The organism is Streptomyces sp. NPDC015125, assembly GCF_043080045.1.
GTDB lineage: Bacteria > Actinomycetota > Actinomycetes > Streptomycetales > Streptomycetaceae > Streptomyces.
In genome coordinates this window covers 272761-285205 of sequence record NZ_JBIBVF010000006.1, presented here as the reverse complement: position 1 = coordinate 285205, position 12445 = coordinate 272761, and the positions used below count along the sequence as shown (strand labels likewise).

Annotated in this window: 11 protein-coding genes; 8 read left to right on the top strand and 3 right to left on the bottom strand. The window is 70.7% G+C overall.

All coding sequences use genetic code 11. From position 1 onward, the window contains the following. Positions 1-187 precede the first annotated feature (187 nt). A complete protein-coding gene (gene dnaB, locus ACF088_RS17210) occupies positions 188-1645 on the top strand; it encodes a replicative DNA helicase (protein ID WP_359004881.1) in 1458 nt (485 codons plus the stop codon). Positions 1646-1697: 52 nt separating this feature from the next. On the opposite strand, the gene ACF088_RS17205 is transcribed toward dnaB, so the two are convergent. Next, a complete protein-coding gene (locus ACF088_RS17205) occupies positions 1698-2663 on the bottom strand; it encodes an NADP-dependent oxidoreductase (RefSeq protein ID WP_392376578.1) in 966 nt (321 codons plus the stop codon). Between the two features lie 145 nt (positions 2664-2808). On the opposite strand from ACF088_RS17205, the gene ACF088_RS17200 reads away from it, so the two are divergent. The 6 genes from ACF088_RS17200 to ACF088_RS17175 all read left to right on the top strand — a co-directional run bounded on the left by ACF088_RS17200 (position 2809) and on the right by ACF088_RS17175 (position 9940). After that, on the top strand, positions 2809-3783 hold the full coding sequence (locus ACF088_RS17200; protein ID WP_392376577.1) for a GlxA family transcriptional regulator: 975 nt from the start codon (positions 2809-2811) through the stop codon (positions 3781-3783). 113 nt (positions 3784-3896) lie between these two features. Then, on the top strand, positions 3897-5126 hold the full coding sequence (locus ACF088_RS17195) for a MerR family transcriptional regulator (RefSeq protein WP_392376576.1): 1230 nt from the start codon (positions 3897-3899) through the stop codon (positions 5124-5126). A gap of 69 nt (positions 5127-5195) precedes the next feature. After that, positions 5196-5906 carry a hypothetical protein gene (locus ACF088_RS17190; protein ID WP_392376575.1) on the top strand — a complete coding sequence of 237 codons (711 nt, stop codon included), beginning with the start codon at positions 5196-5198 and terminating at the stop codon, positions 5904-5906. Between the two features lie 50 nt (positions 5907-5956). Beyond that, positions 5957-7405, top strand: a complete 1449-nt coding sequence (locus tag ACF088_RS17185; RefSeq protein ID WP_392376574.1) for a serine hydrolase domain-containing protein — start codon at positions 5957-5959, stop codon at positions 7403-7405. 101 nt (positions 7406-7506) lie between these two features. Beyond that, positions 7507-8643, top strand: a complete 1137-nt coding sequence (locus ACF088_RS17180; RefSeq protein ID WP_392376642.1) for a pyridoxal-phosphate-dependent aminotransferase family protein — start codon at positions 7507-7509, stop codon at positions 8641-8643. Positions 8644-9193: 550 nt separating this feature from the next. Further along, on the top strand, positions 9194-9940 hold the full coding sequence (locus ACF088_RS17175; protein ID WP_392376573.1) for a TetR/AcrR family transcriptional regulator: 747 nt from the start codon (positions 9194-9196) through the stop codon (positions 9938-9940). A 33-nt stretch (positions 9941-9973) separates the two neighbouring features. On the opposite strand, the gene ACF088_RS17170 is transcribed toward ACF088_RS17175, so the two are convergent. Both ACF088_RS17170 and ACF088_RS17165 read right to left on the bottom strand, forming a co-directional pair. Beyond that, a complete protein-coding gene (locus tag ACF088_RS17170; RefSeq protein WP_392376572.1) occupies positions 9974-10426 on the bottom strand; it encodes a GNAT family N-acetyltransferase in 453 nt (150 codons plus the stop codon). A gap of 103 nt (positions 10427-10529) precedes the next feature. After that, positions 10530-11060 carry a MarR family winged helix-turn-helix transcriptional regulator gene (locus tag ACF088_RS17165; RefSeq protein ID WP_392376571.1) on the bottom strand — a complete coding sequence of 177 codons (531 nt, stop codon included), beginning with the start codon at positions 11058-11060 and terminating at the stop codon, positions 10530-10532. Between the two features lie 144 nt (positions 11061-11204). Here ACF088_RS17165 and ACF088_RS17160 point away from each other — a divergent pair, with 144 nt between their 5' ends. Further along, entirely contained in the window at positions 11205-12425 is a 1221-nt protein-coding gene (locus ACF088_RS17160) for an MFS transporter (RefSeq protein WP_392376570.1), read from the top strand. Positions 12426-12445 lie beyond the last annotated feature (20 nt).

The following is a 12445-nucleotide window of genomic DNA, read 5'->3' as shown; positions in this document are numbered from 1 at the left end:
CGGTGCCCGCGGGCCTACCGTGGTCCGGCACCCGCCGCCTGTTCCGGCCTGAGAAATCGTCCGAACTCGACGCGCCGTAACCGGAGTCGGGCGTCTCGATTGTCAGAGCTGTGCCGTAAGAAAGAACAGCACAGCAAGGTCCGCGCCGCGGACGGGAGGAGGTGCCGGGGTGAGCATTCCCGAGCCCATGGAAGACCCCTGGGCGGACTCCGGTCCCAGCGACCTGCTGCCGGCCGCCCGCTCCCGGCGGGGCGAGGGCAAGGGACGCGGCCGCGGCGACCGCCAGGAACGCGACGACGACGGCGGCTCCTGGGCAGGCGGTTTCGAGCGCGTCCCCCCACAGGACCTGGATGCCGAGCAGTCCGTGCTCGGCGGCATGCTGCTGTCCAAGGACGCGATCGCGGACGTCGTCGAGGTCCTCAAGGGCGAGGACTTCTACCGCCCCGCCCATGAGCTGGTCTTCCAGGCGATTCTTGATCTGTACGCCAAGGGGGAGCCCGCCGACCCGATCACCATCGCGGCGGAGCTGACCAAGCGCGGCGAGATCGCGCGGGTCGGTGGTGCCTCGTATCTGCACACCCTCGTCCAGTCCGTACCGACCGCGGCGAACGCGGAGTATTACGCCGAGATCGTCCATGAGCGTGCGGTGCTGCGCAGGCTGGTCGAGGCCGGCACCCGTATCACGCAGATGGGATACGCCGCGGACGGCGACGTCGACGAGATCGTCAACAGCGCCCAGGCGGAGATCTACGCCGTCACCGAGCAGCGGACCAGTGAGGACTATCTTCCGCTCGGCGACATCATGGAGGGTGCCCTCGACGAGATCGAGGCGATCGGCTCGCGCCAGGGCCAGATGACGGGCGTGCCGACGGGCTTCACCGACCTGGATTCGCTGACGAACGGCCTGCATCCCGGCCAGATGATCGTGATCGCGGCCCGTCCCGCCATGGGTAAGTCGACCCTGGCGCTGGACTTCGCGCGGGCCTGCTCGATCAAGAGCAACCTGCCGAGCGTGATCTTCTCGCTGGAAATGGGACGCAACGAGATCGCGATGCGCCTGCTGTCCGCCGAGGCACGGGTCGCGCTGCACCACATGCGCTCCGGCAGCATGACGGACGAGGACTGGACGCGGCTGGCGCGCCGGATGCCGGATGTCTCCGCCGCGCCGCTGTACATCGACGATTCGCCGAACCTGTCGATGATGGAGATCCGCGCCAAGTGCCGCCGGCTCAAGCAGCGCAACGAATTGAAGCTGGTGGTCATCGACTACCTCCAGCTGATGCAGTCCGGCGGCTCGAAGCGTGCCGAGAGCCGCCAGCAGGAGGTCTCGGACATGTCCCGAAACCTCAAGCTGCTGGCGAAGGAGCTGGAGCTCCCGGTGATCGCGCTCTCCCAGCTGAACCGTGGCCCCGAGCAGCGCACGGACAAGAAGCCGATGGTCTCCGACCTGCGTGAATCCGGTTCGATCGAGCAGGACGCCGACATGGTCATCCTGCTGCACCGCGAGGACGCCTATGAGAAGGAGTCCCCGCGGGCCGGCGAGGCCGACCTGATCGTGGCCAAGCACCGTAACGGCCCCACGGCGACGATCACGGTCGCGTTCCAGGGCCACTACTCACGCTTCGTGGACATGGCGCAGACGTGAGGGGAGCGTCCGCGGCGGACAGCGCATGACGGACGGCAACGGATGAGCGCCGTCAGGGCGCGACGGACAGGACGATCTTTCCGGTGGTGCGGCCGGTCTCGCCGAGGGCGTGCGCCTTTGCGGCCTCTTCGAGGGGCACGACGGTGTCGACGGTGACCTGCAACTTTCCGCTGTTCACCAGCTCGGCGACGGCGCGCAGGCCGGCCTGGTCGGGCTCCACCACCATGAACCCTGCGCGCACTCGTGCCTCGCGCGCCTGCGCGGCCGGGAAGGAGTCGTCCAGCGGCAGGATCGACACCAGCGTGCCGCCGGGGCGCAGGGTGCGCAGGGAGCGGGCGCCGTAGTCGCCGGCGATGGTGTCCAGGACGATGTCGACATCGTGCACCGTCTCCGCGAAGTCCTGCTGGGTGTAGTCGACGAGTTCATCGGCGCCGAGGCCGCGCAGGAAGTCGTGCTTGGCCTGCCGGGCGGTGCCGATGACATACGCGCCGCGGGACTTGGCGATCTGCACGGCCAGATGTCCCACCCCGCCCGCCGCGGCGTGGATCAGCACCCGCGCGCCGGGCTGGACGTTCGCGGTGTCGACCAGGGCCTGCCAGGCAGTCAGCGATGCCAGCGGTAGGGCGGCGCCCTGGACGTGATCCAGGCTCGCCGGGAGGTGGGCGAAGTGGCGCGCCGGGGCGGTGACGTACTCCGCGTAGGCCCCGGCGGGGTGCGGGAAGCGGGGCATGCCGAAGACCTTGTCGCCCGGCGCGAACACGGTCACACCGAGCCCGACCGCCTCGACCACGCCGGAGACATCGAAGCCCAGGGTGAAGGGGGCCTTGGCGCCGGTGAGGAACTCGCCCTGGGTGCGGCTCTTCCAGTCGGTCGGATTGACGCCCGCGGCGTGCACCCGCACCAGGATCTCCGTCGGTCCGGGCGCCGGACGGTCGGTGGTGATCATCTTGAGGACGTCGGGGCCACCGGCGGTGTCCTGGCTGACGGCCCGCATCTGCGGGGTCCGGGTCTCGGACATGGGGTCTCCTTTTCACGGTGCCTACGGCGGTGACCGGGCATGCGCGCCGCTGGTCGGGCGCGGTTTCCCGGGCGTGCTGCCAGCTTTGCGCGGAGGGCGGGGACCCGGCGGTGTCCGGATGGCCAACGTTTGAAAGAATCGGGTCATGCATCGTGTTGGTGTGCTGGCCCTGGACGGTGTCGTCCCCTTCGAGCTCGGGATCCCCGCGCGGATCTTCGGCGCCGCGCAGAGCGCCGCCGGTGAGCCCTTCTACTCCGTGGTCACCTGCAGTCCGGACGGGCGTCCGGTGCGCGCCCAGGCCGATTACGACATCGCGGTTGTCGAGGACGCCTCCGTACTCGCGAGCGTGGACACCGTCGTCATCCCGCCGTCCCACGCGCTGGGCTCGATCGTCGAGGACGGCCGGCTGCCCGATGAACTGCGCAAGGTGCTGGGCCATGTACGGCCCGGCACCCGGATGGTGGCGATCTGCACCGGTGCGTTCGTGCTGGCCGCCGCCGGGTTGCTCGATCACCGGCCGGCCACCACGCACTGGCAGGAGGCCGCACAGCTGCAACGCCTCTTCACGACGGTCCGTGTCGATCCCAATGTGCTCTTTGTCGATGACGGCGATGTCCTCACTTCTGCCGGAGCTGCCGCCGGTGTGGACCTGTGTGTGCACCTCGTCCGCCGTGACCACGGCAGCGCCGTCGCCAACGAAGTGGCCCGTTTGTGTGTGGTGCCGCCCTGGCGGGACGGTGGTCAGGCCCAGTTCATCCGGCTGCCCGTCCCCGGTCTCTCGAAGGGCGGCACCGCGGCCACCCGCGCATGGGCCCTGGAGCGTCTCGGCGAGCCGCTCACCCTGAGCGCCCTCGCCTCGCACGCCCGGGTCAGCGTGCGCACCCTCACCCGGCGCTTCCGTGACGAGGTCGGTATGAGCCCAGGTCAGTGGCTCGCCGTTCAGCGCGTCGAACGCGCCCGGCATCTGCTGGAAACCACGGACTGGTCCATCGACCTGGTCGCCCATCACGCGGGCTTCGGCACCGGCACCTCCCTGCGTCAGCATCTGCACGGCGCGGTGGGGGTGTCTCCGCAGGCGTATCGGCGGACGTTCCGGAGCGCTGCGGCGCTGACCGCCTGAGGAAGCGCCGGGCGGGGCGGTCCGTCGGCGGGGCCGGTCCGGGAGCGGAGCCGGTCGGGGGCGCGGCCGTGCCCATTGACCTTCATGTTGGTTGAAGCTCCACCATGGCGCTCATGGACGACACCGAAGAACTGCTGACCATCGGTGCCTTTGCACGTCGGGTGGGGCTCGCGCCGAGCGCCCTGCGGTTCTACGACGACTGCGGGGTGCTGCGGCCGGCACGGGTGGACACCGTGACGGGGTATCGCCGCTACGGGGCGGGGCAGGCGGCGCGCGCGGTGAAGCTGCGGCAGTTGCGTGCGGCGGGTCTGCCGCTGATGGATGTCGCGGTCGTGCTGGACGGGCCCGCGGAGGCGGCGCGGGATGTCCTGCGGACGCACCTGGAGCGGACGCGGCGGACGGCGGACGAGGCCCGGGCCGTGGTGGAGGGCTTCCTGCAGGAGGCAGCCGGCACGAGGGAGAACCCCGGGAGCCGTACGCGGGCGTGGGTGGGCGGGGCCGAACTCGCCAGTGCGGTACGGCAGGTGGCGCCCGCGGTGGCGACCGGGGAGGTACGGGAGCAATTTCCGGTGCTGGGGTGTGTGCTGCTCGAACTCGCCGAGGGCGAGGTGCGATGGGTGGCGACGGACCGTTATCGGCTGGCAGCGCGGGTGCTGCGGCCGACTGCGTTCGAGGGCGGGCCGCGGCGGGTGCTGATCGGTGCGGCCCAGGCGCGGGACCTGGCGGAGTGGGCCGTACGGCAGATGACGATCGAGGTGGAGTGCCCGGGGGATACGGCGGGAGTCCGGCTGTGGAGCGGGGCGGACTGCCGGGAAGTACCGGAGGGCCCGGGCGAGGGGCCGGCCCGTGGCGGGGATCCGGGCGGGTTTCCGGACTACCGTCTGCTGATGGCGGGCCTGGAGGCGGTGCGGTGCCGGCTGATCGTCGACCGGGTGGGGCTGCGGGACGCGGTGGCCGGGCGGGCCGGGGCGGTGTCGTTGTCGGTCGGGGCGGTGCACGGGGAGCCGGATGGCGCCGGCGCGGCGGATCCGGACACCGCCGGGGACGCGATGCGGTACGAGCCGGGGCAGGTGCTGGAGGTGGCGGGCGGGGGCCGCGAGCCCGTGCGGATGCGGACGGTGCGTACGGGGCCGAGACTGCGGATCGCCTTCGATCCGGCCGTGCTTGTGCCCGCGCTGGAGGCCGGAGTGGGGCCGGATGTGTTGCTGGAGATCACTTCGGCGGACCGGCCCGTCGTGGTCCGCTCCGCCGACCAGGGAAGTTTCACGACATGGGTGATGCCGGTGCGCATGTGCGCGGCTGCTGATCGCGCCGGCGCCGCTCGCACCGAATCCGAGCGATAAGACCGAGCGATAAGACCGGGCGATGAGACCGGGCAATGGCGGCCGAGGACTGATGAGGGGAGCGGGCCGGTGGATCCGGAACTGCCTGTGGTGCGGCTGTGTGTGGAGGGGATGCGGGCCGAGGCGGAGGGGCGGTCCGAGCGAGCGCTCGACCTCTTCCAGCAGGCCTGGGACATCGCTGCTGACGACTACGAGGCGTGCATCGCGGCGCACTATCTCGCCCGGCACCAGAACTCGCCGGAGGAGACGCTCCGTTGGAACCAGGAGTGTCTCGACCGCGCCGACCGGGTGGGGGACGGGCGGGTGGACGGGTTCTATCCGTCGCTGTACGTGAACATGGGGCACGCCTGTCGGCGGCTCGGCCGATCCGCCCTTGCCCACACGTATTTCGCGCGGGCCGCCGAGCGGGTGGGTGACGCCCCCGAGGGGCAGTACGGCGACTGGAACCGGTTCGCGATTGCGGAGGGCTTGCGTGCCACAGCGCCCGGTTGTGCCGGGGAGGTCTGTGAGGGGGAGGGCGACGCCGGTGGGGATTCGGCGCGGCGGAACCTCGATGAGGAGGTCGACGGGCGGGTGCGGGCATTGTTGTCGCGGTGGTGCGCGCGGGCCGATCTCAAGGCGCTGGGGCTGGCGCTCCCGGCGTACCTCGGATACCTCGGGACGGACGAGGACCGCGTACGGCTCCGGGCCGCGCTGCACATGGTGCATGCCGCGCGGTGGCTGCCCGAGGAGGAGCAGGCCGAACTGGGCGCGCTGACCGGGGCGGCAGCGCTGCGGTGATGCGGCGAGGATAGGGCCCGGCCGAACCGGATCCACTGTTGAGGAGCGCCATGACCACCGGACAGTTCACGGAGTCCCACGAGCCCGGGCGGGCCGGTCACGGGCCGGGGGCGGCCGCTGCGCCTGAAGAGTTCGTGGAGCTGCTGCCCGGGACGCGGCGGGCCTTGCTGCGCCGACTGGCGGTCGGGCAGACCGAGGGACGGGCGCCTTCCCTGACGGGTGCGGTCGTCCGCGGGGGGCGGGTGGTGTGGACGGCGGGCCGGGGCTCGGTGGAGGGGGAGGTACCGCACGGCGAGGTGCAGTACCGGATCGGTTCGCTCACCAAGACCTTCGTCGCCGTGCTGGTGCTGAGGCTGCGGGACGAGGGGGTGCTGCGCCTGGAGGACCCGGTCGGCAGGCATCTGGACGGGACTCCGGTGCCGGATGCGACGATCGCTCAACTGCTCGCGCACAGTTCGGGACTGACGGCCGAGGCACGAGGGCCGTGGTGGGAACGGACCGCGGGTGCCCTGCGGCCCGAGCCGGCCGACCTCTTCGGTGAGCGGCCGCGGCGGCTCCCCGCCGGACGGCGTCACCATTACTCCAACCCCGGCTATGCACTGCTCGGCGCGCTGGTCGAACGGCTGCGAGGCGGAACCCCGTGGAGCGAGGTGCTGCGGCACGAGGTGCTGGAGCCGCTGAACATGGGGCGTACGACGCTGCGGCCGGAGCGTCCGCACGCGAGTGGCTGGGCGGTCCACCCGTGGGCCGACGCCGTGCTGCCGGAGCCTGCGGAGGACACCGGTTTGATGGCCCCCGCGGGGCAGTTGTGGTCCACGGTCGAGGACCTGTGCCGGTGGTCGGCGTTTCTGCTGCGGGGCGACGAGCGGGTGCTCGGTGCGGCGAGCCTGGCCGAGATGCGGCAGCCGGCCGCGCCGCCGGAGAGGAACGCGTGGGACGCGGGGTACGGCCTGGGTCTTCAGCTCGTACGGCGCGAAGGACGGCTGCTGGCCGGGCACGTCGGTTCGATGCCCGGGTTTCTGGCGGCGTTGTGGACCGATCCTGAGGAGGACATTGCCGGGGTCGTGCTCGCCAACTGCACCTCGGGGCCGGCGGTCGCGGCCCTTGCCGCCGATCTCACCGGGATCGTGAGCGAGCTGGAGCCCCGGATCCCCGAGCCCTGGCGTCCGCTGCCCGGGCCGCTGGACCCGGAACTGCTGGCGCTGACCGGGCCCTGGTACTGGGGCGCGAATCCGCACGTACTGCGGCTGCGGGCCGGGGGCGGGCTGGAGCTCACGCCACTGTCCGGGGCAGGACGGCTCTCACGGTTCCGGGCCGAGGAGGACGGCACATGGACGGGGCTGGACGGTTATTACGCGGGTGAGACGCTCCGCGTGGTGCGGGAGCGGGACGGCTCGGTGAGCCATCTGGATCTCGGAACCTTCGTGTTCACCCGCGGGCCGTACGAGCCGTCGGAACCGGTGCCCGGTGGGGTGGATCCGCAGGGCTGGAGGGTGTGAGGCCTGTACGGCGGGGGGCCGCGAAGCGGACGTACAGTCGAACCAGATGTCAGGAGCCGCGCCGAGTCGGCTCGCTACCGCTGGAAGGCCCTGTGACTGCCGTGTCTGACCCGACCGCGAACCCCGCCGCCCCGGATCTGCTCGACCTGCCGCCGCTTACCGCGGCTCACTTCGCTCGGATCGAGGACAAGGTCGCCGCCCTGATGCACACCCGCTGCGATGTGGTGGCGATGCAGGGTGAGGCACTGCTGCCCCTGGAGGCCTGTATCCGCTCGGCAGTGCGGCCCGGCAGCACCGCGCTCAACATCATCACCGGACCGTATGGCGAGACGTTCGGCGGCTGGCTGCGCTCCTGCGGAGCCGAGGTGGTCACCGTCACCGCGCCGTTCACGGGTGCGGTCGCCCCGAGGCAGGTGGCAGATGCGTTGCAGGAGCACCCCGAGATCGACTTCGTGAGCCTGGTGCACGCGGAGGCAGCCACCGGCAATACCAACCCTGTCGCGGAGATCGGCGCGGTGGTGCGGGAGCACGGCGCGCTGCTGATGCTGGACGCGGTCGCGTCGGTGGGCGCCGAGCCGCTGCTCACCGACGAATGGGGCGTGGACCTGTGTGTGATCGGCGGGCAGAAGGCGATGGCAGGGCCTGCGGGGGTGTCGGCGGTCTCGGTCAGTGTCCGTGCGTGGGAGCGGATCGCCGCCAACGAGCAGGCTCCGCGGCGCTCGTACCTTTCGTTGCTGGACTGGAAGGAGCGCTGGATCGACGGCGGACGCACGGCACTGCCGCATGCCCCGGCGCAATTGGAGATGCTCGCGCTGGAGCAAGCCACGGACCGTCTGCACGCCGAGGGGCTGGATGCCGTCATCACCCGGCACCGGGCGGCGGCCGCGGCGACCAGGACCGGTGTGCGGGCGCTGGGCGCTCTCGCTCCCTATGTCGGGCGCGATGAGGAAGCGGCGCCGGCCGCCACGACCCTCCGTGCGCCTGAGGGGGTGGACGCCCGCGAGATCGTGAGCGCCGCACTCGCGGTGGATGCAGCGGTACCGGTGCAGGCAGCGGCGGGTGCGCTGGCCAAGGAGATGATCCGGGTGAACCACTATGGCCGCGCCGCTGACCGGGCGGTGGTCATGGCTTCGCTGGCGGCACTGGCGGGCGGACTCCGTGCGCTGGGTGCGTCCGTGGATGCCGAGGGTGCGACGCAGGCGGCGGGCGCCGCGTGGGACGCGGTGGCTGCACGCTGAGGCGAGCCTGCGCCCAGCTGTAGGGCGAGTGGTCGTGGTGGGGTCGTGTTTCACGTGAAACACGACCCCACACGTGCGTCTGAAAGCGGCGCTGTTTCACGTGAAACACCCAGGCCCGCGGGTGCGCTCCTCGATGGCTCAATGCCCCCTAATCCCCCTTCATTGTTGGGGAGTTGGGTGCTGTCGGCAGAGGAAGAGGCGAGGTGTCGTTCTCCACGGAGGCGGCGTCGGCGACATCGCGGCCGGCGGTTATCTCGTCGGTCGCCTGTCAGGAGTAGCCCGGTGGCGCGTCTGGGGCTCCGGAGGCAGGCTGGACGCACAAGGCGCCGTAGGCGTCGGTGCTCGCGGGCTTCTCAGCCCAGCGGGGTCCGTCCTGACAGCGGCCCGGTTGTCCGTGCGGACGTCGGCTGTGGGTCCACTTCTCCGGCCGCCGCGCCGCTGAGGCTCTGAACGATCATGCTGGAACCCTCCCATAGAATCGGAATGAGCGACCCGTTTGACAGGACGGAATGCGCGCACCGGGTGTCGACGTTTCTCAGGAGGTCCGGCGGTGATCGAGGGTGGTGTCACGCGCCCCCGTGCGGATGCGCGGCGCAACAGGGCGCTGGTGCTCCAGGCTGCTCGATTCGCTTTCGAGGAACGGGGGTTGGGGGTACCGCTCGGGGAGATCGCGCGCCGTGCGGGCGTCGGCGCGGGAACCGTCTACCGCCATTTCCCTTCCAAGGAAGCCCTGTTCAGGGCGACGATCGTGGAGCGGATCGAGCTTTTCACCGACACTGCAAGGGATTTGGCCGAGGCGCCGGACCCTGGCGCGGTGTTCTTTCGCTTCCTTTCCTCCGTGGTGCGGCTGGCCTCACGGAACAAGGCGTTGTGTGACGCACTGGAAGCGGCCGGCGCGGGCCGTTTCGAGCCGTCGCCGGGGGTCGGTCAGGACTTCGACGATGCGGTGGAGGTCCTGCTCGGGAGAGCCCAAGAGGCAGGCGCCGTACGTCGGGACGTCGGCATAGTGGATCTCAGGGCCCTACTGGTGGGCTGTCTTTCCATGGAGCGGGCCCGGATGGCAACCGGCGTGGAGTCGGGAGAGGAGGGTCGGATGACGGTGTTGATGTGCGATGCACTGCGGCCGCCGCACGCCGTAACGAAACTCCCGGTGGGGTCCATGAAACGTAACGAAGCGCGGTGTGGGGTGTGCGGTGCGGCGATCGCGGCGGCACGCACGGGTCGGCCCGCGCGCTACTGCGGTGGTGCCTGCCGGCAGAAGGCACACCGGACGCGGGGACGCGCAGAGCAGACGTGATCAGGCGAGGCCGCGCATCGACAGCTGCGCTTCTCAGAGCTGGAGCTTGAAGCCCAGGTGGGAGGCCTCGAAGCCGAGGCGCTCATAGAAGCGGTGGGCGTCGATGCGGGTCGCGTCCGAGGTGAGCTGCACCATCTGACAGCCGAGCGTGCGGCATTCCGCGACCGCCCACTCGATGAGCTGGGTGCCGAGCCCGCTGCCGCGCTCGTCGCTGTGGACCCGTACTCCCTCGATGATCGCGCGGGTGGCGCCGCGCCGGGACAGGCCAGGGATGGCCGTGAGCTGAAGCGTGCCGACCGTTCGCCCCTCGCGGACCGCGACGATCTGGTGCTGCCGCGGGTCGGCGGTCAGTGCCTCGAACGCGGCGCGGTAGGGGGCCAGGTCGTCCGGCGATTCGCGGGCGGCGCCCAATGGGTCGTCGGCGAGCATCGCGATGATGGCGGGCAGGTCGGCCTCGGTCGCGCGGCGTATCTCGATATCGCTCATGGATGTGACCTTATGTCGTGCGATCGGGGGGGGGGGCGGCAGGAAGCCAGCCGTGTCCCGTTCAGCCGTCAACCCTGTCGGCCCCCTCCCCGGACTGTCGGCGTCACCCCGGCGGTGCGAGCGTCTCGACGGCGGCGACCAGCGGGGCCAACTCGGGGCGTTGTGCGGCGTCCTGGAGGGCTTCGCGCAGTGCGCCGTCGTGGGTGGGCCGGGCCTCCACCAGGAGTGCGAGGCCGTCGGGCGTCACATTGGTGTAGATGCCGCGCCGGTCGTCGGGGCACAGGTAGCGCGAGAGCAGCCCCCGTTCCTCGAGCCGCGTGACCAGGCGGGTCGTGGCGCTCTGGCTGAGGACGACGGAGTCCGCGACCTGGTGCATCCGTAGATGGCCGCCGGGGCCGTCGTGCTGCTCACTGAGCACATTGAGGACCGAGAACTCACGGACGCTGAGGTCGTGCGTCTGCAGGGCGCGTTCGATGTGGGACTCGATGCGGCTGTGGAGCGCGGAGAGCGCGCACCAGCCCTGCGCCGGCCCAGGGGTTGGCGCAGGCGGGCAGCCGGGGTCGGCCGATGCCGCCGACCGCGGTGCTTTCACCGTCTCCTGCGTCTCCTGCTTCTCGCGCGTCTGCTGCGTCATTGACGACCTCCTCAGGGGCGCACCTCATGGGCGCACCACCCAGGATAGGACACCTGTGAAATATACGGCGCTTGCAATTAACCGCGTATGCAATTATTGTCTACGCTCGTAAGGGACGGACGCAATCATCTGAAGGGATCCGTCATGCCTCTCGCACTCCTGGCTCTCGCCATCGGTGCCTTTGGGATCGGAACGACCGAGTTCGCGGTCATGGGCCTGCTGCCCGACATGGCGGCAGGCTTTGGTGTCCCCATCCCCCTCGCCGGGTACGCGACCACGGTCTACGCCCTCGGCGTGGTCATCGGAGCGCCCCTGATGACCGCCGTCGGCACGCGCTTCACCCGCAAGCAGATGCTGATGCTGCTGATGGGCCTGTTCATCGTGGGCAACCTGCTCACGGCCACTGCACCCAACTTCGGGATCATGCTCGCCGGGCGGATCGTGGCCGCGTTCACGCACGGCGCGTTCTTCGGCATCGGTGCGCTCGTCGCCGCCGACCTCGTCGCTCCCGAGAAGCGCGCCACCGCCATCTCGCTGATGTTCAGCGGCCTGACCATCGCCAACGTCGTGGGCGTACCGGCCGGCACCATGCTCAGCCAGCAGTTCGACTGGCGCACCACCTTCTACGCCATTACCGCGCTCGGTGTGCTCGGCCTGCTGGGCATCGCCAAGCTGGTCCCGGCGCAGCGGGCGAAGGCGGCCTCTCCTCTGGGCAGCGAACTCGCGGTGTTCCGCAACCCGCAGGTCGGTCTCGCGATGCTGATGACGATCCTGGGCTTCGGCGGCGTCTTCGCGGCCGTGACCTACCTCGCCTCGATGATGACCGAGGTCACCGGCTTCGCGCCGTCCTCCGTGATCTGGCTGACGGCCGTCTTCGGGCTCGGCATGGTCGGCGGGAACCTGGTCTCCGGTCGCTTCACCGACCGCGCCATGATGCCGATGCTGTTCGTGTCGATGACCGGTCTGGCACTGTCGCTGGCCGCGTTCAACTTCACTGCGCACCACAAGACCGCCGCCATTGTCACCATCGCGCTGATCGGCATCTTCGGCTTCGCCACCGTTCCGCCGCTGCAGAAGCGGGTGATGGATCAGGCGGCTTCGGCACCCGCCCTCGCCTCGGCCGGCAATATCGCGGCCTTCAACTTCGGCAACGCGCTGGCCGCGTGGCTCGGCGGGATCGTCATCTCGGCCGGCCTCGGCTACACCGCGCCCAACTGGGTCGGTGCGCTGATGACCGTCGCGGCGCTGGGGGTGGCGATATTCGCCACCGCGCTGGAGCGGCGTCAGAGCGGCCGTGGCCGCGTGGTGGCCGCCGGCGGAGCCAACGCGACCGCCGACGAGCCCGTAGCGGCGGCGCACGGCTGAGAAATCCCGCCGTACCGCAC